The sequence below is a fragment of the Aeromonas sp. s1(2024) genome (genome assembly GCF_040908005.1).
In the GTDB taxonomy this organism is placed as follows: Bacteria; Pseudomonadota; Gammaproteobacteria; order Enterobacterales; family Aeromonadaceae; genus Aeromonas; species Aeromonas caviae.
Genome location: NZ_JBFOCW010000068.1, coordinates 25,333 through 47,419 on the forward strand (window position 1 = coordinate 25,333; position 22,087 = coordinate 47,419).

Here is a 22,087-nt window from a genome sequence, read left to right on the forward strand (position 1 = left end):
CGATTGGGGCATCCTTTTTATTACCTGACGAGGGGGTGTGAATTGAAAGCGCTTTCAATTTCTCCCTAGTCGGCGGTTATTTTCACGTATTTTCAGTCACAGGCAATCATTGAAAACCTATTCATGAAACTATCTTTTTTGTTTTCTTATATCACTATGATTTAAAACGAAATTTATATTTCATTCAGGCTGGCTAAAGGAAAGGGTTTTCATGGTGAAACTGTCATTTTTATGCGTTAAAGTGTGACTCACGTTAACTTTTAAACCCTTGGCTTTAGCTAGTATGCCCCCGCCGGAGCATATTCTGAGATAACAACAGCGCCGGTCCACCCGATGGGATGACATTTTTTATTTGTAACGAAGGAAAATGGTTTATGGCTACCAAGAAGAAGACAGACCAGGATCTCCAACTGGATAAAGATCAGCTCAAGGCGAGTATCGTGCGTCACCTGCGTTCTACCTTGGGTACAAGCGAACAGAAAGCCTCTCCGGATGCCTGGTGGAAAGCGACCGCTGCCGCCGTCAATGAACAGGTGTACGAGCGCCTGACCCGTACTCAGCAGGCTCACTTCAAGAAAGATACTCGTGCGATTCACTATCTCTCTGCTGAATTTTTGATGGGGCGTTTGACCTCCAACAACCTGCACAACCTCTCCCTCTACAAAGTCTGTGAAGAGGCGCTGGGTGAACTTGGTCTGGAACTGACCGATCTGTGTGAACAAGAGCCTGACATGGCCCTTGGCAACGGCGGCCTGGGTCGTCTGGCTGCCTGCTTCATCGATTCCCTGGCCACTCTGAACTACCCGGCGGTGGGCTATGGCATCCACTACGAGCACGGCCTGTTCCGTCAGGAAATTCAGGATGGCCGTCAGATCGAGCGTCCGGACTCCTGGCGCGAATATGGCAACCCCTGGGAGATCTGCCGCCCGGAATCGGTGCAGGAGATCCCGCTCTACGGCTACGTGGAGACCGTCTTTGGTGACAAGGGTGGCCTGAAGAAGGTGTGGCACGCCGGTCGCAAGATCAAAGGGGTGCCCTGGGACATTCCGGTGGTCGGCTTCGGTGGTCACACCGTCAACATCCTGCGTCTGTGGGAATCCCGCGCCTCCGAGTTCTTCGACTGGGACGTGTTCAACGCCGGTGGTTATATCGACTCCCAGGCCGAGAAGGCCCAGGCCGAGACCATCTCCAAGGTGCTCTACCCGAACGATGAGACCGACGCCGGCAAGGAGCTGCGCCTGATCCAGCAGTACTTCTTCTGCGCCTGCTCCATCAAGGACATCATGCGTCGCTACAAGCGGGTGCATGGCAGTGACTTCAGCAACTTTGCCGCGCAAATCGCCATCCAGCTCAACGATACCCACCCCACCGTGGCCATCCCCGAGCTGATGCGCGTGCTGGTGGACGAAGAGGGGCTGAACTGGGATACCGCCTGGGGCATCTGCTATCAGGTCTTCTCCTACACCAACCACACCCTGCTGCCGGAAGCGCTGGAGAAGTGGTCCGTCAGCCTGTTCGAGAAGGTACTGCCCCGTCACCTCGAGATCATTTATGAAATCAACGCCCGCTTCCTGAACGAGCTGGTGGAGCCCAAGTGGCCGGGCAACGATGCCATCAAGGCCAAGCTCTCCATCATCGAAGAGGGTGACGTGCGCAAGGTGCGTATGGGCAACCTGTGCGTCATCGGCTCCTCCAAGGTGAACGGCGTGGCCGAGATCCACTCCAAGCTGGTGAAGGAAGATCTCTTCCCCGAGTATGCCGAGCTGTGGCCCGAGAAGATGTGCAACGTCACCAATGGTGTGACTCCCCGTCGCTGGCTGCTGGCCTGCAACCCGGAACTGGCCGAACTCTACAACGAGGTGGTGGGCAAGGAGTGGCCGCTGCAACTGGACAAGCTGCGCAGCGTGGTGAAGTTTGCCGACGACAAGGCGTTCCAGCAGCAGTTCATGACCATCAAGCGCCACAACAAGGAGAAGCTGGTCAAGGTCATCAAGGCGGAAACCGGCATCGACGTGAGTGCGGAGGCGATCTTCGACGTCCAGATCAAGCGTCTGCACGAGTACAAGCGCCAGCAACTGAACCTCATCCACATCATGGCGCTCTACCGTCGCCTGCTGGCGAACCCGGACTATGACATGCATCCGCGGGTGTTCATCTTCGGCTCCAAGGCGGCGCCCGGCTACAAGCTGGCCAAGGACATCATCTACGCCATCAACAAGCTGGCGGAGCGGGTCAACAACGACGCCCGTATTCAGGGCAAGCTGAAAGTGGTGTTCATGCCGAACTACCGCGTGAGCCTTGCCGAGAAGCTGATCCCGGCGGCGGATGTCTCCGAGCAGATCTCCACCGCAGGTTACGAAGCATCCGGTACCGGCAACATGAAGATGGCGCTGAACGGTGCCATCACCATCGGGACGCTGGATGGAGCCAACATCGAGATCGCCGAAGAGGCGGGTGCCGAGAACTGCGCCATCTTCGGTCTGAATGTGGACGAGGTGAAGTCCCTGAAGGTGCGCGGCTACAACCCGTATGACTTCTACTACGCCAACTCCGAGCTGAAAGCCGTGCTGGACTGGTTTGATACCGACTACTTCACGCCGGGTCGTCCGGGTGAGCTGGCCTCCATCAAGCGCTCCTTGCTGGAAGGGGGAGACCCTTACCTGACACTGGCGGATTTCGAGTCCTACTCCGAGGCGCACAAGCTGATCGATGCCTGGTACCGGGATCCGGCCCTGTGGGCGAAGAAAGCCATCATCAACTCTGCCACCATGGGCAAGTTCAACTCCGACCGCTCCATCCAGGATTACGTAGACCGTATCTGGAAACTGACGAGCTGCAGCGTCGGCTGATGTCTGCTCCTGTGAAAAACCCCGCGATGCGGGGTTTTTTTTCATCTGTCGGGCTGAGGGAGGCTCAGGGCCTGTCGACCACCCGGGTGTCCGCCGGCACCCGTTTCTTGCCGGTGATCATCGCCCTGACGAGATCACCCCGTACCAGACGATCCAGGGCGATGACGGCCAGTACATGGACGAAGATGGCCACCTGCAGCCCCTTGGCAAAGAACTCGTGGATCTCTTCCATGCGATGGGTGCCGGAGAGCGGCCCGTATTCGGTCATGATCCCGCTGGCGGCGGTGCCGACAAGGCAGGTCAACAGCAGCAGTATCATCAAGGACCCCAAAGGATTTTGACCGGCGTAGTAGGGGTGGCGCCCCTTGATCGTCTCCTTGAGATAGGTGATGACGCCGGTCGGTGTCGGCAGCCACTGGGCGAAGCGGGCATGATAGGAGCCGATGAATCCCCATACGATGCGCAGTGCCAGCAGTCCGGCCAGCGCATATCCCGCATAGCGGTGGTTGCGCGCCCCCTCTTCAAGGATGAAGAGATTCAGCACGCACAACAGCACAGTGGCCCAGTGAAATACCCTGACCACCGGATCCCATACCTTGATTTCACGGTTGTTCTGCATCGTCTTACCCATGAGGTGATCCCCTTGTCGTGATGTCCATGATCATCGCCATCGTCAGCCATGACTGCGTGATGGCCGTTGTCAGCATCATGGAGGCGATTTCTTAAGTGCAAGTTAATGTCGCCGTGATGTCGCGGGTAGGGAGTGCGGTGGTTTCGGGGCGAGAAAAAGCCCCGGCGATGCGGGGCTTGGAGGGGCATTAGGGGGCGAACCTCAGTGGAGGATATCCCCCATGAAATAGGCCAGCATGGTCAGGATGACGGTGAACACCAGGTTCAGTACCAGGCCGGCCCGCATCATCTCCCGCTGCTGGATATGGCCGCTGGCGAAGACGATGGCGTTGGGAGGCGTGGCCACCGGCAGCATGAAGGCACAGGAGGCGCCGACAGCGATCAGCACGGAGACCACGATGGGGGAGACCCCCAGTGCCTCGGCCACCCCGGCGAACAGCGGCACCAGCAGCGCGGCAGTGGCGGTGTTGGAGACCAGCTCGGTCAGGAACACCACGAAGGCGGCCAGGCAGAGCAGGATCACGAAGATGGGCATGGAGGAGAGGCCGCTGGAGAGGTGCTCCGCCAGGAAGGCGTTGGCCCCGGTCTGCTTGAGGATGGCGCTCAAGGTGAGACCACCCCCGAACAGCAGCAGCACGCCCCAGTCGGTGTTCTGGTTGATGTCATCCCAGCTGGCGACGCGGCTGACGGCGATGGCCAGGATGGCGCCCATGGCGATCAGGGTATCGAACTGGGGAATGCCGCCCAGCGCCTTGGCAAGAGGCTGGGATCCAATCCACAGCAGCACCGTGGTCAGGAAGATGGCCAGGGTCACTTTGCGCTGACCTGTCCACTCGATGGTGACCTGCTCGGTGCTGACCTGGTGGGAGAGATTGGGACGGGTCACCCAGTAGAGCAGGCCGATGCCTACCGGCATGAAGATGATCACCACGGGGATGCCGAACTCCAGCCAGTCGGTGAAGCCCAAGCCCATCTGGGCGGCGGCGATGGCATTGGGGGGGCTGCCCACCAGTGTGCCGATGCCACCGATGCTGGCGCTATAGGCGACGCCAAGCAGCACGAAGACCAGGGTGCGGCGCTCCTTGTGAACGTCCAGCCCTTTCAGCATGCCGAGGGCCAGCGGCATCATCATGGCCGCGGTTGCGGTGTTGCTGATCCACATGGAGAGGGCGGCCGTGATGGTGAAGAGCACGATGGAAGCCCAGCCCAGGTGTCCCTTGGCGAGCTGCATCACCTTGCCGGCGATCTGGGTGTCGAGTCCCTGCTTGGAGAGGGCTGCAGCGAGGGCAAAGCCGCCAAAGAAGAGGAACAGGACGGGGTTGGCAAAGTCGGTCAGCGACTTGCTCATGTCGAACACCCCGAGCAGGGTGGCGAGCACCGGGATGGAGATGGCAGTGATGGTGATGTTCACCGCCTCGGTCAGCCAGAGGATGGCGATGAAGATTAGGATGGCCAGCCCCTTGTTGACCATGGGGTCAAACGGGAGCCATGCCAGCATGGCGCAGAGCAGGAGCAGATCCAGGATGACGATCCCGGACTTGATGTCCAGCCAGCGTGAGGGGGGAGTCGGAGGTACAGCCGATGTGTGCATAACGTTCTCTCGGTTAATTTATGGTTGTTGTTGTGATGCCGAGGTTACATATATCCCCCTGTTTGAAACAGGGGGATATGGTCAAATCATGTGGCGACTCACAGAGTCAAGTGAAAATGGATCTTCGATCAAACAGAAATGAAACATTTTATTTTCATTTGACAGGGGAGGTGAAGGAGAGCAGCCACTCCTTGAACAGGCTCTTGGGCAGGGAGCCGCTGCGCTGTGCCAGGATCTCCCCCCGCTGGAAGACCATCAGGGTAGGAATGCTGCGAATGCCATAGCGACCTGCGATGGCGGCCTCCTGCTCGGTATCGAGTTTCACGAAGCGAAGGCGGGGCTCAAGCTCCCGGGCGACCTCCTGAAAGACGGGGGCAAACTGCAGGCAGGGGCCACACCAGCTTGCCCAAAAGTCCACCACCACCGGGATGTCGGACTGGATCAGGGCATCGAAGCTGGCCTGACGCCCCGCCACCGGGGTTTGTTCGAAGAGGGCGTGACGGCAGCGGCCACACTTCGCGTTTGAGTCTGCTTTTTCGACAGGCAGGCGGTTGCGGGTAAAGCATTGGCTACAATAGGTGGTGACAAGTGACATAATTGCTTCCTTATTTCATGGCCCGGCAACATCTTTATTGCAATCAGAGCGCCGACTAACGGTAACATAGCACTCAGTGGTTTTTCACAGTTGGCCTCCGGCCGTGACCTGATGTCACCGGATGGCCGACCATGACATGAGAATCGAGACGGGATGAAGAGTGTTGCACGGGGCAATCATGTTGTCTTTGGCCTTATCATCGTATCGCTGGTGGGCTTTTCTGCCTATTGCTGGCAGTTGCTCAGCCAGCAGCAGCGTGCCTTCGATTTGAGCGTGGCGGCTGAGATGGTGCTCAATCGGGTCAATACCGATACCGTCTATCTGCTGGGGCGCGAGAAGGCCAGCGATGGCAGCGTACAGCAACGTCTGAGCCTGCTTTCCAGTCACCTGGACAGGTTCGTCAGGCTGGTGCACGAGGATCCGGAGTCGGTGGACGACCCCGGCTCCCAGGCGTTGCAGCGGGACATCGACGGTTATCTGCTGGATCTCGCCAGGCTTTACACCATGGAGATGACCATCGAGTATCTGGCTCCCCGCTTCCAGGGCCAGCTCAAGGCGTTGCAAGGCACCCTGCCGGTCGGTGAGGCGCAGTACCGCGACCTTACCGAACTCATGCGCCTGCACCACTACCTCCGACGCAGCTGGGATCAGAACGAGCAGCGGCAACTGTTGCAACTCCAGCAGCACCTGCTTGACCGCTATGGCGAGCAGCCGAGGGTCACGGCCCTCGTCCGGCTGGGCCAGGAGTTCAATCAGCAGGTGATGGAGTACCATCGCCTGCGCAATCAGGTGGTGGAGATGAAGGGGCTGAGCTCACTGCCCGCCTGGAAGCAGAGCAAGCTGGAGCGGGCCTCCTCCCTCAAGAGCCGCTTCTACCTGATGGTGCTGGGGGGGGCGCTGCTCTGCTTCTCGCTGGTGGCCGCGACCCTGTGGCGTCGCAACCAGAAGCTGAGCGAGCTCTCTCGCCATGCCGCGCTGCTGGCCCAGGCCAAGAGCGACTTCCTGGCCAACATGAGCCACGAGATCCGCACCCCCATGAATGCCATCATCGGCTTCAGCGCCCTGGCACTGCAAACCAGTCTGGATCCCCAGCAGCGGGACTATCTCAACAAGATCAGATCCTCGTCGGACACCTTGCTGCTGCTCATCAACGACATTCTGGATCTCACCAAGGTGGAGTCCGGCAAGTTGACCTTGGAGGAGATCGACTTCGATCTCAGCGAGCAGCTCGACTCCCTCGCCGCCATGTTCGCGGATCTGGCGGAGCGCAAGCACATCGAGGTCATCATCAACAAGTCTCCCGCCGTGCCCGACTTTCTGCGCGGGGATCCGCTGCGCCTCGGTCAGGTACTGGTCAACCTGGTGAACAATGCCATCAAGTTCACCGAGCGGGGCGAGGTGGAGGTGGCCATCACCCTCACCAGCCAGCATCCCATGCGGGTCTGTTTCAGCGTGCGGGATACCGGCATCGGCATCGCCCCGGAGAAGCAGGCCCAGCTGTTCCAGCCCTTTACCCAGCTGGAGGCGGGCAATACCCGCAAATATGGCGGCTCCGGGCTTGGCCTCAACATCTCCCAGCGCCTGGTGGGGCTGATGGGCGGGGAGATCACCGTGCAGAGCAAACCCGGGGTGGGCTCCACCTTCCTGTTCGAGATCCCCATCTCCCAAGCGGTGTACGGGGTCTCGGGGCGCCGGGTCTTCTTCGATCACCAGCCCCTGATCCTGATGATGGATGACAATGAGCTGGTGCTGGAACTGGCCAAGGACATCCTGGGGCGGGCGGGGGCGTCCGTCATCACGGTCAACAGCCTCTCCCGCGCCCGTCAGGTGCTGCGTGAAGAGGGGCATCACATCCGCCTCGCCATCCTCGACTGGCGCATGGGTCAGGAGGATGGCCTGGACTTGGCCCTCGAGATGTACCAGCACAGCCAGTGGCGGCGCCTGCCTGTCCTGATGACCAGCGCCTGGTCCAGGGAGGGGCTGCACGGGCGGATGGAAAGCATGGGACTGACCCACTTCCTGGCCAAGCCCATGACCGAAAACGCCTTGCTGGCCAAGGTGGACGAACTGCTCAACGGCAGCTCCCATGACAGCAAGGTCCGCCAGGCGGAGGCACAGGGGGATCAGCAGCAGTTCCGGGAGCTGCTGCGTGGTACCCGGGTGCTGCTGGCCGAGGACAACCGGGTCAACCAGCAGCTCATTCTGGAGTACCTGCGCCGGGTGGAGGCCAAGGTCACCGTGGTGGACAACGGCCGCGAGGCGGTGGAGCAGGTGGCGGAGCAGCCGTTCGACGTCATCCTGATGGATCTGCAGATGCCGGTGCTGGACGGGCTGGATGCCACCCGCCAGATCCGCAAGATGGTGGACAAGCATGATGTGCCCATCATCGCCCTCACCGCCAGCGCCATGCCGGGGGACAGGGAGCGCTGCCTTGGCGTCGGCATGAACGGCTATGTCACCAAGCCGGTGAGCAAGCTCGATCTCTACAACAACCTGCTGCAATGGGTGAAGAGCAGCGGCGGGGAGCCCAAGGTGCCCATCGAGGTCAAGCCGCCGGCCCTCATGGGCGTGCTGGATCTGGAGGATGCCCTGCGCCGGCTGGAGCATGACAGGGAGGCGCTGCAGATCCTCTTCAAGCTGTTCCTCTCCGAGCACAAGGACGATCTGTGGGACATCCGCACCGCCCTGCGTCGCCAGCAGCCCGAAGTGGCGTGCCGCTTGCTGCATACCCTGAAGGGGGTCTCGGCCAACATCTCCGCTTCCCGCCTGCAACTGCTGGCCGGGGAACTGGAGTGGCGGCTGCGGCTGCAGGAGGAGCTGAGCGAGGGGGAGCTCAACCAGTTGCAGCAGGTCTTTACCCAGACCCGGGAGGAGGTCTCCCACTTCCTGCTCACCGGGGAGCAGCAGGAGTCGGTCGCTTTCCCGTTTTCGCCCCCCGACAAGCGGCTCTGAGGGAGGGCAAGATAGCAATCGTTCTCAAGTCACCCGCTTCAGGCTATGATGACCCACTCGTTCGCCCCCGCCAGGGGGCGATTGTATTGAGCTTCTCTTCATGATCACGCGGCAGCGCGCCGCGACCAAGGACTTCTCTGTGAGCGTATTTTTGCGGCTTGGCTGGTTTTTCAAGGATCAGTGGCGGCGTTATCTGGTGGCCATCTCCCTGCTGATGCTGGTGGCCCTGTTTACCGTGATCCCCCCCAAGGTGGTGGGCTGGGTGGTGGATGGCATCGCCAAGGGTGACCTGGACAGCGGCACCCTGACCGGCTATCTGGCGGGGCTTTTTGGCCTGGGACTGCTTATCTACCTGCTGCGCTACGTGTGGCGGGTCATGCTGTTCGGTGCCTCCTACCGGCTCGCCTACGTGCTGCGCAACCGGCTGTTCAGCCACTTCACCCGCATGAGCCCGGATTTCTACCAGCGCCACCGCACCGGTGATCTGATGGCCCACGCCACCAACGACATCCAGGCGGTGGAGATGACCGCAGGGGAAGGGGTACTGACCCTGGTGGACTCCTTCATCGTCGGCATCCTGGTGCTCTCCATCATGTGCAGCCAGTACTCCTGGCAGCTGACCCTGCTCTCCCTGCTGCCCCTGCCGGTGATGGCCTTCTTCATGAACCGCTTCGGGACCCAGATCTACAAGGAGTTCAAGGCGGCTCAGGGGGCCTTCTCCCGCCTCAACAACAAGACCCAGGAGGCCCTCTCCGGGGTGCGGGTGCTCAAATCCTACGCGGTCGAATCCCTAGAGGACGAGGGCTTTGCCGAGCTGACCCGTCAGGCGGGGGAGCGCAACATGGCGGTGGCCCGCATCGACGCCAAGTTCGACCCCGTGATTTACCTGTGCATCGGCTGCTCCTATTTTCTGGCTGTCGCAGGGGGCAGCGCCCTGGTGCTGCAAGACAAGCTGACTCTGGGGGAGCTCACCAGCTTCACCATGTACCTCGGCCAGCTCATCTGGCCCATGTTCGCCATCGCCTGGCTGTTCAACATCATCGAGCGGGGCAGCGCCGCCTACTCGCGCATCGAAAGCCTGCTGGGGGAGCACAGCGACATCGAGGAGCCGGCCCATCCCATGGCGCTGGCCTCGGCCTTTCCCCTGCGGGTGCTGGGGCTGGGCTACCGGCTGGAGCAGCGCACCCTGTTGCAGGGGGTGGATGTCACCCTGCAGGCTGGCGCCATGCTGGGGATAGTGGGACGCACCGGGGCAGGCAAGAGCTCCCTGCTCAAGCTGCTGATGCGCCTGGCCAACCCCACGGCCGGGGAGATCCGCATGGGGGAGGTGCCCATCTCGCAACTGTCGCTGGGTGAGCTGCGCAGCCAGTTTGCCTATGTGCCCCAGGAGCCGTTTCTGTTCTCCACCACCATCGCGGCCAACATCGCCCTGGGCCGCCCCGAGGCGAGCCGGGAGGAGATTGAACGGGTGGCGCGCATCGCCTGCGTTCACGACGACATCAGTCGCTTCCCCAAAGGGTATGAAACCGAGGTGGGAGAGAAGGGGGTGACCCTCTCCGGCGGTCAGAAGCAGCGTCTGGCCATCGCCCGCGCCCTGCTGCTGGATGCCCCTATCCTGGTGCTGGATGACGCCCTCTCGGCGGTGGATGCCCACACCGAGCAGCAGATCCTGCTGGCCCTCAAGGTCCACAAGCGCACCCTGGTGCTGGTGAGCCACCGCATGACGGCGGTGGAGCAGGCGGACGAGATCCTGGTGCTGGAACAGGGCGCGATCAGCGAGCGGGGCCGTCACGAGACCCTGATGGCCAGGAACGGCTGGTACGCGGACATGGTCCGCTACCAGCGCCTGGAGCAGGACGTGGAGGAGAGCCTGTGAACAGGATGACAAGGCCCCTGGTTTCCTTCACCCCCCGCCCGGCTCCCGCGAGCGGAGAGGGGAGCAAAGAGAGTCAATTCCCGTGGAACGTTGCGCTGGAGGCAAGTCTGTGAATCCAACCATCAAACGGCTGCTCGCCTACTGCGCCAGCTACCCCCGCTGGCTGGTGCAGGCGGGCATCTGCCTGCTGCTCGCCACCGGCGCCGAGGTGGCGGGTCCCTTGCTCATCAAGCTCTTCATCGATGACTACCTGGCGCCGCGCCGGCTGGAGTGGGGCATCATCGCCGCCCTTGCCGCCGGTTATCTGGGGTTGCAGGTGTTGTCGGCGGCCGGCTTCTACCTGCAATCCCTGCGCTTCAACCGCATCGCCCAGGCGGTGGTGCAGCGTCTGCGCGAGCAGGTGTTCGCCACCGCCATCCGCCTGCCTGCCCGCTATTTCGACAAGCACCGCTCGGGCTCCCTCATCTCCCGCATCACCAACGACACCGAGGCGATCATGAACCTCTATGTCCAGGTGATAGGGCTCCTGGTGCAAAAAGTGGTGCTCCTGTGCGGCATCCTGCTCTCCATGGCGCTGCTGGACTTTCACCTGATGCTGGTGTGCGCCACCCTGCTGCCGGCGGTGGGGGCCGTGATGTGGCTCTACCAGAAACTGAGCGTGCCCGTGGTGCGGGCGACCCGATCCTTGCTCTCCGACATCAACAGCCGTCTCAACGAGTCGTTGCAGGGGATGCCGGTGATCCAGGCCATGGTGCAGGAGCGCCACTTCGCCATTGCTTTTGCGGGGGTGAACCAGCAGCACTGGCAGGCGCGGATCAAGAGCCTCAAGATCAACGGCATCCTGCTGCGCCCCCTCATCGATCTCTTCTACATGATGGTGCTCATCGGTCTGCTGGCCCTGTTTGCCCACGAGGGGCTGAGCACGGCGGGGGCCATTCAGGTGGGGGTGCTTTACGCCTTCATCAGCTATCTGGGGCGGATGATCGAGCCCCTCATCGAGATGACCAACCAGCTCAACCAGTTGCAGCAGGCCATGGTGGCGGGGGAGCGGGTATTCGCCCTGCTCGATGAAACCCGCGAGAGCACCGACGGGGAGGTGCGCCCCCTGGAGGGACGGGTACGCTTCGACGGGGTGGGCTTCTCCTACGACGGGGAGCAGCAGGTGCTGCAAGATGTGAGCTTTGCCACCCGGCCGGGCCAGATGCTGGCGCTGGTGGGCCACACCGGCAGCGGCAAGTCCACCATCATCAGCCTGCTGATGGGTTTCTACCCCCTGGATCGGGGGAGCATCCACTTCGATGATCACCCCATGAACGGCCTGGCTCTCTCGGCGGTGCGCCGCAGCATCGGCCTGGTGCAGCAGGATCCTTTCATCTTCGTCGGCACCCTGGCCGAGAACCTGCGCCTTGGGCGTGACGGCATCGAGGATGGGCGGCTCTGGCAGGCCCTGGAGGAGGTGCAGCTGGCCGATTTCGTGCGCCGCCTGCCCGATGGCCTGGCCACCCTGATGGAGGAGGGGGGCAAGAACCTCTCCGCTGGCCAGCGCCAGCTGCTCTCCTTTGCTCGCGCCCAGGTGGGGGATCCGCGCATCCTCATCCTGGACGAGGCGACCGCGAGCGTGGACTCCCAGACCGAGCTCGCCCTCTCCCAGGCGCTCTCGGCGGCACGCCGTGGCCGCACCACCATCGCCATCGCCCACCGTCTCTCCACCATTGTGGATGCCGATGAAATCCTGCTGCTCTCCCGCGGGTGGGTGAGCGAGCGCGGCACCCACGGCGAGCTGATGGCGCTGGGGGGGCATTATGCCCAGCTGTTCGAGATGCAGAGCCAGGGGGCCTGGCTTGAAGAGAAACGGGCCTGAGGCCCACCTAAAAAAACAGCCGGCATCTGCCGGCTGTTTTTTTTGACAGGCAGGGTTACACCGTGACCTTGCTGCGGCTGACCAGCTTGGGCTCCAGGGGCGGGAAGTCATCGTTGAAGAAGGTATCCGCTTCTTCAATTTGTGCCTTGCGCTGCTTCTGGATGAAGTTGTCGAAGTCGCGCTTGATCTCGGGGTCCTTGAGGGCCTCGTAGTCGAACACGTTGGCGGCATAGAGGTAGTTGAAGTAGATGTCGACGAACTCGGCGCTGGCACAGGCGGAGGTGAACTTGCTGTTCTGGCGGTCGAAGTTGACGCGGTACTGCTTGATCTTCGGCACATAGACCAGCTCGTTGCCCACCTTGAACACTTCCACTGTGACCCCCACCGTGATGGTCTTGTGAAGTCCTTGTTGTTCTCCACCCCGAAGCGGATGGCATCCCCCTGCTTTTGCAGGAACTTGTTGAAGCTGGCCAGCGCCGTGGTGCCCTGGCTCACCACCACGTCCATGATGAAGTTGATGAAGTCGGTGGCGATGCTGAGCCCCTTGATGTGGCGGCTGTAGCTCTGCTGATCGATCTTGCTCGGCCCCATCAGGGGGATCTTGGAGAGGGCCCTGGCCCAGAGATCCGCGTCCGTCTTGTACTGCTCGCCATAGGCTTCGGCGTAACGGTTGATGTAGGCGGTGACCACGGAGGTGATGGCGATGAGGTAGGCCTTCTGTTCCGCCAGCTTGGCCATGACTGCGGGATCGTCCAGCAGCTCGTTGGCCACGATGAACTCCACCAGGCCGTCCTTGTCGGCATAGGGATCACTGCCCACCGCCCGGACGGTGTCGGGCAGATTGACGTCGTTGAAGAAGGCCTCGGCCTCGGCGAACTGATCATGGTTGCTCAGGCGGTTGGCCGGTGCCTCGCGCACCAGCTGGCAGAGCACCAGCTACGGCCTCGTAGTCCGACTCGCGCCACAGGGGGGCCTGCAACTGGTTGCCGAAGGTCTTCTTGTAGGCGAGGTTGAAGTCAAACAGCACCGAACTGCAGCCGCAATCCATGGCGAAGTCGACGGTGTAGCTCAGCGGCCCGGTGGGCAGGGGCTTGCTCATCTTCCCCTTGGCGCTGAGGTTGGCATAGCACTTGAGGTACTCCCGGCCAAACAGCTCGTAGGCACGGTTGTTGTTGAAGTTGAGCTGGAAAGTACCGGCGCTCTCGCCCCCGTTGAACAACTGTTGCACGTGACTCATCTCTCTATCCTTATGGTGAGATTGGTAGACGGGTTGACCCGGTGCCGAGTGGCTACTTCCTGGCCAGCAACAGCCTAGGCTGTGTTCTTAAAGTGATGAAGATATAATCTCACATCTTCTCAACAGCTTAAGATCCATTCCGTGTCCCACCGTTATCAGCTGACTGATGCACAATGGGGGCTTATCGAGCCCCAGTTTCCTTCTCGAAGCCTGATCGGGCGCCCTACCCATGAACCGCGCCAAGTGCTCGATGGCATTCTCTGGATACTCCACACCGGAGCTCCTTGGCGAGACCTTCCAGAACGTTTCGGACCATGGAATTCGGTCTACAACACCTTCCGGCGTTGGCAGGATGCAGGCCGGATTGATGCCATTCTGGAAGCGCTGCAACTCAAGCTCAATGAAGAAGGGCTCATCGATTTCGACCTGTGGTGCCTGGACGGCTCCAATGTCAGGGTATCCAAAGATGCTGCCGGAGCGCGTAAAAAAACACTCCGGTGAATCAAGCACTTGGTCGCTCTCGTGGTGGTTTTGGCAGCAAAATTCACTTGGTCACTGATGGTAATGGTTTACCGCTGGGGTTCTGCCTTTCGCCGGAGCAATCAGCGGAAATCAGATATGCGACAAGTGCGTTGGCCATGGCAAGGATCCCGACTTCATCAGGCCGTTATCGCACGCGACCAACGCATCTTGCCGCAGATAAGGCCTATAGCAGCAGGGCTTTGCGGGCCGAACTCCGGCGCAGAGGGATAAAAGCAGTCATCCCGCAGCGCAGCGACCAGCAGCGGCACCATAAGGGACGACCTCTGGTATTAGACAAAGCTCGTTATCGCAGGCGAAATGTGGTCGAGCGGTGCTTCGGATGGCTGAAGAAGTTTCGCCGATTCTCAACGAGATATGAAAAGCTGGCGGGAAGTTTTGCTGCTTTTATCAAGCTGGCTTTCTGCCTTCGTTACTTACGAGAGCTATTGGTGGACAGAAAACCAGCATTTTGAGAACACAGCCTAGCGAGGGAGAGGGGGTTTGGTTACTGCGAATAATCCCAGTGGCGGGGGCGGGATCCTGGGCTAGCCCCCAGACGGGGAGTATTTCTCGTTGTGTTTCATTCGGATATGGCCGTCATGGTCCCGTCATCCGGGGCGGGACCTTGAAAAAAATCGGAAAAAGGGAAAAGAGAGGGGCGACCCGGGGTCAGGAAAGGCCGGTTTTATCATTTGCCAGGCAAATAGAACCTGGCCATTGCATGAATTTTGCAAATACCCTTTGGGGGGCCGCTCACAGGGATGGCACGGGAGGCTTGTCTATCGGGAAGCAGACTGGCAACATTTGTATCACATTTACTCATCGGATCAGTTTGCAATGGACCTGCAACGCCTCAAAGCCAACCTCGCCCTGCGTCTGTTCGCCTGGCGCTACATTCCCGTCATTGGTTTCTGTGCCCCCGTCATCGAGCAGATGGACGCCAGGGCGCTGCGCATCCGCATTCCGCTGGGCTGGCGCACCCGCAACCACCTGGGCAGCATGTATTTCGGGGCGCTCGCCACCGGTGCCGACCTGGTGGGGGGGCTCCTGGTCATGGAGAAGGGGCGGGCGCGGCGCAAGAAGGTGCATTTTGCCTTCAAGGATGTGCAAGGGGAGTTTTTGAAGCGCCCGGAGGGGGACGTGCAGTTTGATTGCGCGGCGGGGGAGCTTATCGACGCCATGATCGACGAGTCCCTGGCGAGCGGTCAGCGCATCAACCGCCCCATCCAGGTGGTGGCCACCTGCCCGTCGCGCAACGGCGACGAGGCCATGGCCCGCTTTGTGCTGACCCTCTCCATCAAGGCAAGCTGAAGGCCAGAGGGCGCTTGGCGCCCTTGTTCAAGCCGGTATCAAAGGATCTCGGGACTGCTCCCTTCCTTCACCACGGCCTTCATGCTTCATGCCGTTGAAGTTGACCGCCCGCTCGGCCACTGTGCTGGGTAGCGCTTGCGTGGCAGGGCGTCAGGATCAGAGGATCTCGGGGCTGACGCCTTCTTTCACGACTACCTTCATGCCGTTGAAGTTGACCACCTGCTCGGCGACTATCTTGCAGCGTTTGCGGGTCTCGACCTGACCGTCCACTTCCACCAGGCCCTCGGCGACCAGCGCCTTGGCGGCACCGCCACAATCGGCCCAACCCTGATGCTTGATCAGGTCACACAAGGCAACGAAGGGGTGACCTTCGAGCAGAAACGTCTCCATGGGAAATCCTCTAGCTGGATGAATGGCTGAAACAGCGGGGGCTCATTCTAGGCAGTTAGGCGGGGCAGGGAAAGGGCCCGGGCCGAATTGCCCCGAAAAAGGGGCGAGCACAGGCAATAAAACCAGCCCGACCGGGCTGGTTGTGTCTCTGGGGGCCACTGGCGCTCAAGGGAGTTTCACCACCGCTTCCCCCGTCACGGCGAGGGCGCCGCCCTGGGTGAAGATGCGGGTGGCCAGGGTGGCGATGGGCTTGTCGCTTCGAAGGGCAATCACCTCCACCTCCGCCGTCACCTCGTCCCCCACGAACACCGGGAGCGTGAAGGAGAGGCTCTGGCCCAGATAGATGCTCCCTTTCCCGGGCAGTTGCTGCCCGAGGAGCCCGGAGAAGAGGCTCGCCAGCAGCATTCCGTGGACGATGGGGCGCTCGAACACCGTCGTGGCGGCAAAGTCCGGGTCCAGGTGCAGGGGATTGAAATCCTCCGAGAGGCCGGCGAAGGCCGCCACCTCGGCCGGGCCGAAGCGCTTGGTCAGGCGAGCCTTCTGGCCCACGGCAAGGGGTTGTGTACTCATGCGGGTTCCTCTTCTTGCATCCTGACGCCGGCAAACACCGGATTGAGCCGTACCTTGACGTAGCTGCCGGGGGCCGCCTCCAGCCCCTCGACAGGCTGCCGGGCGGGGACGGGTTCTGCTTCGTCACGGTCTTTGATAAAGCGCATCATCTCGGGCCACCAGGAGCCGCTCTGGTGGGTCGCCCCCGCCAGCCACTGCGCCGGGCTGTCCGCCTCGACCTCGCTCTGCCAGAAGCCGTATTTGTTGGCATCCGGTGGATTGATGATGCCGGCGATGTGCCCGGATTCGGCCAGAATGAAGCGCCGTTCGCCCCCGAACAGCGCCATGCCCTGCCAGGTTCCCTGCCAGAGGGCGATGTGATCGTCCACGGCGGACACCAGCAGCACCGGGGTCTTCACCTTGGCGAGAGCGATGCGGGTGTGGCGGATCTTGAGCTCCCCCTTCACCAGCTGGTTTTCCAGGTAGAGTCGGCGCAGCAGGCTGTTGTGGATCTTGCCCGCCACGTTGGTGCTGTCGCTGTTCCAGTGCAGCAGATCGGATGCCACCGGGCTCTGGCCCTTGAGGTAGCTGTCGATGTAGTAGTTCCACTAGAGGCTGTTCTCCCGCAGCAGACTGAAGGAGACCGCCAGCTGGCGCCCGTCCATGATGCCCCTGGCCTCGTTCTGCGCCTCCAGCGCCGCGATGATGGGCTCGTGGATGAAGATGCCAAGCTCCCCGGGCTGGGAGAAGTCCAGCAGGGTGGTGAACAGGGTGGCGCTACGCACCCGCTGCTTCTGGCGCCGCGCCGCCAGCCAGCCCATGGCGAGTGACAACGCAGTGCCACCGATGCAGTAGCCGATGCCGTGCACCTCCCGCTCGCCGGTGGCTGCCTCCACGGCGTCCAGGGCGGCGATGACCCCGTCCACCACGTAGTCGTCGAGATCGACCTGCCCCTGTGCCACCCCCGGGTTGCGCCAGGAGATCATGAAGACCGTCTGCCCCTGGGCGACCAGCCAGGCCACCAGGGAGTTCTGGGGGCGCATGTCCATGATGTAGTACTTGTTGATGAAGGGGGGCACGACCAGCACCGGGGTCTTGCCCACCGTCGCTGTGGTCGGGCTGTACTGGATGAGCTCAAAGAGCTCGGTGCGCAGCACTACCCGGCCCGGGGTGGTCGCCAGATCCCGGCCGAGCTCGAAGGCGGACTCGTCGGTCAGGCGGATGTTGAGGTGATCGGCGCTGCGCTCCAGATCTTCGGCCAGGAGCGCAAGGCCGCGCACCAGATTCTGGCCGTCGGACTCCAGGGTGAGCTTGAGCAGCTCCGGGTTGGTGGCCAGGAAGTTGCTGGGAGCCATGGCGTTGACGTACTGGCGGGTGAAAAAGCGCAGTCGCTCCCGGCTCTTCTCGGGCACGCCCTCCAGGGCATCCACCGCCGCCAGCAGGTGTCTTGCGGTCAGCAGATAGGATTGCTTGAGGTAGTCATAGAGGGGTTGCTCGCTCCAGGCGTCGGCCTTGAAGCGGCGATCGCTGCGATCCGGGGTGATCACCGGCTCGCTCGGCTGGCCTGCACTCTTGAGCAGGGTGTGCTGCATCAGCTTGAGCTGATCCTGCCACCAGTTCATCTGGGACTGGATCAGCTGCCAGGGCTGCTGGCTGCCCTGCTCCAGCACCTGGCCCAGATCGTCCAGACTGGTCTGCAGCAGGGCCTGGGCGGTGCGCTCGGTCTGGGCTCTGGCCATGGCCAGCAGCTTGTCGTTGTAGTGGGCCAGGGCCTCGAACAGCGGGCCGTAAGATGATTGGCTCATGTGTTCTCCTTCACCCACGCCCGGGGCGGGCACTTGCCCGTTCTGTCGAGTCGTGGGGAGATGTGGCTGCCCGCAAGACGGGCAGCCAGGGGTTATCAGGCCTTGCCCGTGCTCTTCTTGATGCCATCTGCGGTCAGGGCATCCAGTTCTTCCTTGAACTGCTGGCCGAGGGTGCTGAGCTTCTGGATGTCATCCAGCATCTGGCGGGAGAGCTGGCTGGCGCTCTCCAGCTGCACGGTGCCGAGGGCCGCCAGGCTCTGGGCATCCTGCACCTTGCCGACGGCCTGCAACTGGTTGAGCCCCAGTTCGGCGTAGGCATTGGCGGACACCAGTTGCAACCGGGTCAGCTGTTCGATGTTGCTGGCCAGCAGCTGGTTGTAGCGGGTGAGGGGAGCGGCAAAGCCTTGCATCTGCTCGGTAAAGCTCTTGATCACGTCCATATTCATCATGGGTCTCCGGTTCGGCAGAACACTGTTTTTGCGGGTCAATCGACCCTTCTTGCGGGTACAGCACGTCATCCCTGTGTTACGTGTTGTTTGCTCTGTTCAAACACACGTTTGAGCATTCTGCAACCAATCCACCTTTGGTATAAATGTTAGTTTCTGTTTGAATTTTCCAATCCGCCGAGAGAGCCATCCCCGGGTTCAGACGAGAGGTGACGCAGGGCAGGGGGCGGGGTCTCGTTCCCCGGGGCCTGCGCTGGTACCCTTGAGCCACACCCTCTTCACAAGGAATCCCCGATGAAACCGTTCGCCCTGCTGCTCGGCTGTGGTGCCCTGACCCTCGCCGGTGTCGCCCAGGCCAGCACGCCGGTCCAGATCTCCCTGCCCGGTGTCAACCTGCCCTCGTCCAATCAGGTGGAAGGGGCAAGGGCTTCCTTCCTCTACGGCCGCACCGGCCAGGTGAAGGGGATCGATCTGCCGGTGTTCGCCCTCTCCGACGTGGATCAGTTCACCGGCCTGCAGCTTGGTGTGTTCTTTGGCGCGAGCCGGGTGCGCCATCAGTTTGGCGGGGTCGCCATCAACGCCGTCAACTGGCACGAAGGGCAGGATACCGGCCTCAATCTGGGCTTCGTCAACCTGACCAACAATGTGAAGGGGCTCAACTGGGGGGCGGTCAACATCGCCCAGGGCAATGCCCTGGCCAACGTCGGCTTCGTCAACTATGCCGAACGCACCACGTTCCAGCTGGGATTCGTCAATGCCACCAAGCACCTGGACGGCTTGCAGATTGGCCTGGCCAACTACGCCGAGAACGGCATCTTCCCCATTCTGCCCCTGATCAACTTCAAGAAATCCTTCTAGGGACCAACTTGCCCTTGCTTTAGGAGGGGCAGCCATTACCCTGTGCTCCATCAAGGCTGCACAGAGGTAACAGGGGCATGACAACGGAACACATGGACGCCATCGGCATCGGCTGGGACGTGAGGGGCTGGCAGGGCAATGCCCAGGCGGTGGCGGTGGTGGGTTGGCAGGCCCGGGAGTCGCGTCTGCACTGGCTCGGGATCTCCCCCCTGTTTCGCCTGAGCTCCCGGGTCGCGCCGGATCTGGATGCCCTGCTGCGCCCGGCCCTGCAAGACGAGGTGGCGCTGATGCAGGTGCTGGCCTGCCCGCGCCTTGCTCTCGGCATCGATGCGCCCCTGGCCTTTCCCCGCGCCCTCGCCGATCTGCTGGCGGGGTGGGGGAGCGGCTTTCCCGTGCCCCAGCGGGAGATTGACAACCCTTACGCCTACCGGGATTGCGAGCGCTGGCTCTATCAGCACTATGGCAAGAAGCCCCTCTCCGCCACCTTCGACAGGCTCGGCAACAACGCCACCCTGGCCCTCTCCATGCTGCCGCGCCTCGGGGATCTGCAACTGGTGCCAAAACGGGCGAGGGCTGCCGGGCGCGCGGTGCTGGAGGTCTATCCCGCCCTGGCCAAAATGGGGGGCAAAGCCTCTGCTGTGCGGCCCGAGCTGCAACCCCACCTGCCAGCAATCCTCATCCCTGGAACGGATCCCTATGATGCCGCGCTCTGCGCCCTGATGGCCCTGCAATATGCGGCCGAAGGGGCCGTCACCTCGCTGCCTGCTCTGGTGGACCTGCCGGAGGAGATGGCACCGGACGAAGGCTGGGTCTACCACTTCGCCCGGGATTGAGACGCCCAAGCACCGCGCTCCCTCTGACGACTGCTGGCGACTCGCTGCAGTCACGGCACTGGTGACGTGACTTGCTGTCGCCACTGCGTATGGCTTGCCGTTGCCACGGTGTCAGGCAAGGGGAGGCCGCCTTTGTCCTGTGATCTTCCGACGTCTCCTTGACCCTTGCCCTTGTTGCCTTACTTTGCGACTGCCGACTGCCGACTGCCGACTGCCGACTGCCGACTGGCGCCTTTTCATCGGACCTCATCCTTGATCCCGACTGTTCATGGCTGGTTTAAAAATCACCTTGTATGCCATCAGACAAGAGACGTACAAGTACATTTATCACCCCGCAGCAGCGGGGAGATGGCTCCAGGGTTGTACAGAAACAGGGTAGCGGGGGTCAAATATGCGGCAGGTTAAGCCTGCAGAAGCATAAATAGGGAGTCAGGGCGTTAATTGCTGGAAGAGCCGTCTCTTCATCCGATATATTGCCTCTTTTCCTCAGGCTTCTTGTCCGGTGGTGTCGATGAAACGCATTCTCTCTATCCAGTCCCACGTGGTGTTTGGCTGTGCCGGCAACAGCGCCGCCGTGTTCCCCATGCGCCGTCTCGGCATGGAGGTGTGGCCCATCAATACGGTGCAGTTCTCCAACCACACCCAGTACGAGGCGGGTTGGCAGGGAATGGCAATGCCGGCGGGCCACATTGCCGCCTTGTGCCAGGGGCTTTGCAATATCGAGGTGCTGGCGCGCTGCGATGCGGTGCTAAGTGGCTATCTGGGCTCGGCGGAGCAGGGGGACGAGATCCTGGCGGTGGTGGCGGCGGTGAAACGAGCCAATCCGGCGGCCCTCTATTTCTGCGATCCCGTGATGGGGCATCCGGAGAAGGGGTGCATCGTCGCCCCGGGCGTCACCCGCTTTCTCACCGAGCAGGCCCTGCCGGTGGCGGACATCATGGCCCCCAATCTGCTGGAGCTGGAGACCCTGTGCGATGTCCATCTGACAACCCTGGCCCAGACCCGGGTCGCCGCACGCCAGTTGCTGGAGAAGGGGGTGAAGATGGTGCTGGTCAAGCACCTGGGTCGCGCCGCCAGCGTCCCCGGCCGCTTCGAGATGCTGCTTGCCACCCCCGAGGGAGACTATCTGATCGCCCGTCCCCTTTACGATTTCGCGCGCCAACCGGTGGGCGTGGGGGATCTCATCAGCGCCCTGATGTTGGCCAACCTGCAGGCGGGATATGATGGGGTGAGCGCCTTCGAGCGCACCAACGCCGCGGTGGATGCGGTGCTGAGACAGACCTGGGAGGCGAATGCCTACGAGCTGCAGCTCATCGCGGCCCAGAGCGCCTTTGCCGAGCCGCAGATTGCCCACAGGGCCGAGCGCCTGGCCTGACGCCATTGATCAGCCCGTGACGGGACGAGCTGATCAAGGTTCAGCTTGCGGCACTGATCGGTGTTGCATCCTGAAAATGTTCGACCCTGGGGAAGGGGTCGTAGAAGTGGTGCAGCAGGGCCTTCCACTCCTGGTACCGGGGGGAGCCCCTGAACCCCCGGGTGTGATCTTCCAGCCGCGCCCACTGCACCAGCAGCAGGTAGTGATGGGGATCGTCCAGGGCACGCTGCAACTGGTGGCCCAGGTAGCCGGGCATGGCGCTGATGATGTGCTGGGCTCGGGCGAAGGCCTGCTCGAAGTCAGTGGCCTTGCCGGGAATGATCTGCAGATGGGCGACTTCCAATATCATGATGGCTCCTTGCCGATGAGTCTGATTGAACCAAAAACCTATGTACGCCGAGCCTTGG

At 61.7% G+C, this 22,087-nt stretch carries 17 protein-coding genes and 2 pseudogenes; 9 read left to right on the forward strand and 10 right to left on the reverse strand.

Annotated elements, in window-relative coordinates:
• The first annotated feature begins 374 nt into the window (after positions 1–374).
• Positions 375–2,849 carry a glycogen/starch/alpha-glucan phosphorylase gene (locus tag AB5Y70_RS16575; protein WP_010674895.1) on the forward strand — a complete coding sequence of 825 codons (2,475 nt, stop codon included), beginning with the start codon at positions 375–377 and terminating at the stop codon, positions 2,847–2,849.
• A gap of 64 nt (positions 2,850–2,913) precedes the next feature.
• On the opposite strand, the gene AB5Y70_RS16580 is transcribed toward AB5Y70_RS16575, so the two are convergent.
• The 3 genes from AB5Y70_RS16580 to trxC all read right to left on the reverse strand — a co-directional run bounded on the left by AB5Y70_RS16580 (position 2,914) and on the right by trxC (position 5,665).
• On the reverse strand, positions 2,914–3,480 hold the full coding sequence (locus tag AB5Y70_RS16580; RefSeq protein ID WP_010674894.1) for a cytochrome b/b6 domain-containing protein: 567 nt from the start codon (positions 3,478–3,480) through the stop codon (positions 2,914–2,916).
• Positions 3,481–3,681: 201 nt separating this feature from the next.
• Positions 3,682–5,070 (reverse strand): DASS family sodium-coupled anion symporter, encoded by a 1,389-nt coding sequence (locus AB5Y70_RS16585; RefSeq protein WP_010674893.1) that lies wholly within the window; start codon positions 5,068–5,070, stop codon positions 3,682–3,684.
• Between the two features lie 154 nt (positions 5,071–5,224).
• Complete coding sequence (trxC, locus tag AB5Y70_RS16590; RefSeq protein ID WP_010674892.1) at positions 5,225–5,665, reverse strand: thioredoxin TrxC; 441 nt, start codon at positions 5,663–5,665, stop codon at positions 5,225–5,227.
• A 153-nt stretch (positions 5,666–5,818) separates the two neighbouring features.
• Between trxC and AB5Y70_RS16595 the strand changes: the two genes are divergently transcribed.
• The 3 genes from AB5Y70_RS16595 to AB5Y70_RS16605 all read left to right on the forward strand — a co-directional run bounded on the left by AB5Y70_RS16595 (position 5,819) and on the right by AB5Y70_RS16605 (position 12,354).
• Positions 5,819–8,617, forward strand: coding sequence for a response regulator (locus AB5Y70_RS16595; protein ID WP_010674891.1), 2,799 nt, complete (start codon positions 5,819–5,821; stop codon positions 8,615–8,617).
• Positions 8,618–8,756: 139 nt separating this feature from the next.
• Complete coding sequence (locus AB5Y70_RS16600) at positions 8,757–10,493, forward strand: ABC transporter transmembrane domain-containing protein (protein WP_029314593.1); 1,737 nt, start codon at positions 8,757–8,759, stop codon at positions 10,491–10,493.
• 109 nt (positions 10,494–10,602) lie between these two features.
• A complete protein-coding gene (locus AB5Y70_RS16605; RefSeq protein ID WP_010674889.1) occupies positions 10,603–12,354 on the forward strand; it encodes an ABC transporter transmembrane domain-containing protein in 1,752 nt (583 codons plus the stop codon).
• Between the two features lie 55 nt (positions 12,355–12,409).
• On the opposite strand, the pseudogene AB5Y70_RS16610 reads toward AB5Y70_RS16605, so the two are convergent.
• Positions 12,410–13,287 (reverse strand): annotated as a pseudogene (locus AB5Y70_RS16610) (hypothetical protein).
• Positions 13,235–13,591 carry a hypothetical protein gene (locus AB5Y70_RS16615; protein WP_010674886.1) on the reverse strand — a complete coding sequence of 119 codons (357 nt, stop codon included), beginning with the start codon at positions 13,589–13,591 and terminating at the stop codon, positions 13,235–13,237. Before AB5Y70_RS16615 ends, AB5Y70_RS16610 begins: the two are co-directional and overlap by 53 nt.
• A 141-nt stretch (positions 13,592–13,732) precedes the next feature.
• Here AB5Y70_RS16615 and AB5Y70_RS16620 point away from each other — a divergent pair.
• Positions 13,733–14,586, forward strand: a protein-coding gene (locus AB5Y70_RS16620; RefSeq protein ID WP_085943961.1) for an IS5 family transposase whose coding sequence is annotated in 2 segments (ribosomal slippage) — positions 13,733–14,075 and positions 14,075–14,586 — 855 coding nt in all. Because the reading frame shifts where the segments join, the coding sequence is not laid out codon by codon here.
• A 364-nt stretch (positions 14,587–14,950) separates the two neighbouring features.
• A complete protein-coding gene (locus AB5Y70_RS16625; protein WP_010674883.1) occupies positions 14,951–15,424 on the forward strand; it encodes a DUF4442 domain-containing protein in 474 nt (157 codons plus the stop codon).
• 156 nt (positions 15,425–15,580) lie between these two features.
• Here AB5Y70_RS16625 and ybcJ read toward each other — a convergent pair whose 3' ends face one another.
• The 4 genes and pseudogenes from ybcJ to AB5Y70_RS16645 all read right to left on the reverse strand — a co-directional run bounded on the left by ybcJ (position 15,581) and on the right by AB5Y70_RS16645 (position 18,614).
• On the reverse strand, positions 15,581–15,814 hold the full coding sequence (ybcJ, locus tag AB5Y70_RS16630) for a ribosome-associated protein YbcJ (protein ID WP_010674882.1): 234 nt from the start codon (positions 15,812–15,814) through the stop codon (positions 15,581–15,583).
• Between the two features lie 165 nt (positions 15,815–15,979).
• Complete coding sequence (locus tag AB5Y70_RS16635) at positions 15,980–16,384, reverse strand: MaoC family dehydratase (RefSeq protein WP_010674881.1); 405 nt, start codon at positions 16,382–16,384, stop codon at positions 15,980–15,982.
• Positions 16,381–18,168 (reverse strand): annotated as a pseudogene (locus tag AB5Y70_RS16640) (class I poly(R)-hydroxyalkanoic acid synthase). The gene AB5Y70_RS16635 and the pseudogene AB5Y70_RS16640 overlap by 4 nt, the downstream one beginning before the upstream one ends.
• 95 nt (positions 18,169–18,263) lie before the next feature.
• Positions 18,264–18,614: a phasin family protein gene (locus tag AB5Y70_RS16645; protein ID WP_029314588.1), complete on the reverse strand. Its 351-nt coding sequence runs from the start codon at positions 18,612–18,614 to the stop codon at positions 18,264–18,266.
• Positions 18,615–18,908: 294 nt separating this feature from the next.
• Here AB5Y70_RS16645 and AB5Y70_RS16650 point away from each other — a divergent pair, with 294 nt between their 5' ends.
• The 3 genes from AB5Y70_RS16650 (at position 18,909) to pdxY (ending at position 21,680) form a co-directional block, all read left to right on the forward strand.
• Complete coding sequence (locus AB5Y70_RS16650) at positions 18,909–19,472, forward strand: hypothetical protein (protein WP_010674879.1); 564 nt, start codon at positions 18,909–18,911, stop codon at positions 19,470–19,472.
• 77 nt (positions 19,473–19,549) lie between these two features.
• Positions 19,550–20,305, forward strand: a complete 756-nt coding sequence (locus AB5Y70_RS16655; RefSeq protein ID WP_029314586.1) for a DUF429 domain-containing protein — start codon at positions 19,550–19,552, stop codon at positions 20,303–20,305.
• A 511-nt stretch (positions 20,306–20,816) separates the two neighbouring features.
• On the forward strand, positions 20,817–21,680 hold the full coding sequence (gene pdxY / locus AB5Y70_RS16660; RefSeq protein ID WP_010674877.1) for a pyridoxal kinase PdxY: 864 nt from the start codon (positions 20,817–20,819) through the stop codon (positions 21,678–21,680).
• Between the two features lie 40 nt (positions 21,681–21,720).
• Here pdxY and AB5Y70_RS16665 read toward each other — a convergent pair whose 3' ends face one another.
• Positions 21,721–22,029: an antibiotic biosynthesis monooxygenase gene (locus AB5Y70_RS16665; RefSeq protein ID WP_010674876.1), complete on the reverse strand. Its 309-nt coding sequence runs from the start codon at positions 22,027–22,029 to the stop codon at positions 21,721–21,723.
• Between the last annotated feature and the right edge of the window lie 58 nt (positions 22,030–22,087).

What these genes read in the sequence shown, in the direction of transcription:
- AB5Y70_RS16635 (WP_010674881.1), bottom strand. Translation starts at nt 16,384, where the DNA reads ATGAGTACACAACCCCTTGCCGTGGGCCAGAAGGCTCGCCTGACCAAG.
- AB5Y70_RS16595 (WP_010674891.1), top strand. Translation starts at nt 5,819, where the DNA reads ATGAAGAGTGTTGCACGGGGCAATCATGTTGTCTTTGGCCTTATCATC.
- AB5Y70_RS16575 (WP_010674895.1), top strand. Translation starts at nt 375, where the DNA reads ATGGCTACCAAGAAGAAGACAGACCAGGATCTCCAACTGGATAAAGAT.
- AB5Y70_RS16650 (WP_010674879.1), top strand. Translation starts at nt 18,909, where the DNA reads ATGAAACCGTTCGCCCTGCTGCTCGGCTGTGGTGCCCTGACCCTCGCC.
- trxC (WP_010674892.1), bottom strand. Translation starts at nt 5,665, where the DNA reads ATGTCACTTGTCACCACCTATTGTAGCCAATGCTTTACCCGCAACCGC.
- AB5Y70_RS16655 (WP_029314586.1), top strand. Translation starts at nt 19,550, where the DNA reads ATGACAACGGAACACATGGACGCCATCGGCATCGGCTGGGACGTGAGG.
- pdxY (WP_010674877.1), top strand. Translation starts at nt 20,817, where the DNA reads ATGAAACGCATTCTCTCTATCCAGTCCCACGTGGTGTTTGGCTGTGCC.
- AB5Y70_RS16585 (WP_010674893.1), bottom strand. Translation starts at nt 5,070, where the DNA reads ATGCACACATCGGCTGTACCTCCGACTCCCCCCTCACGCTGGCTGGAC.
- AB5Y70_RS16625 (WP_010674883.1), top strand. Translation starts at nt 14,951, where the DNA reads ATGGACCTGCAACGCCTCAAAGCCAACCTCGCCCTGCGTCTGTTCGCC.
- AB5Y70_RS16645 (WP_029314588.1), bottom strand. Translation starts at nt 18,614, where the DNA reads ATGAATATGGACGTGATCAAGAGCTTTACCGAGCAGATGCAAGGCTTT.
- ybcJ (WP_010674882.1), bottom strand. Translation starts at nt 15,814, where the DNA reads ATGGAGACGTTTCTGCTCGAAGGTCACCCCTTCGTTGCCTTGTGTGAC.
- AB5Y70_RS16615 (WP_010674886.1), bottom strand. Translation starts at nt 13,591, where the DNA reads ATGAGTCACGTGCAACAGTTGTTCAACGGGGGCGAGAGCGCCGGTACT.
- AB5Y70_RS16665 (WP_010674876.1), bottom strand. Translation starts at nt 22,029, where the DNA reads ATGATATTGGAAGTCGCCCATCTGCAGATCATTCCCGGCAAGGCCACT.
- AB5Y70_RS16580 (WP_010674894.1), bottom strand. Translation starts at nt 3,480, where the DNA reads ATGGGTAAGACGATGCAGAACAACCGTGAAATCAAGGTATGGGATCCG.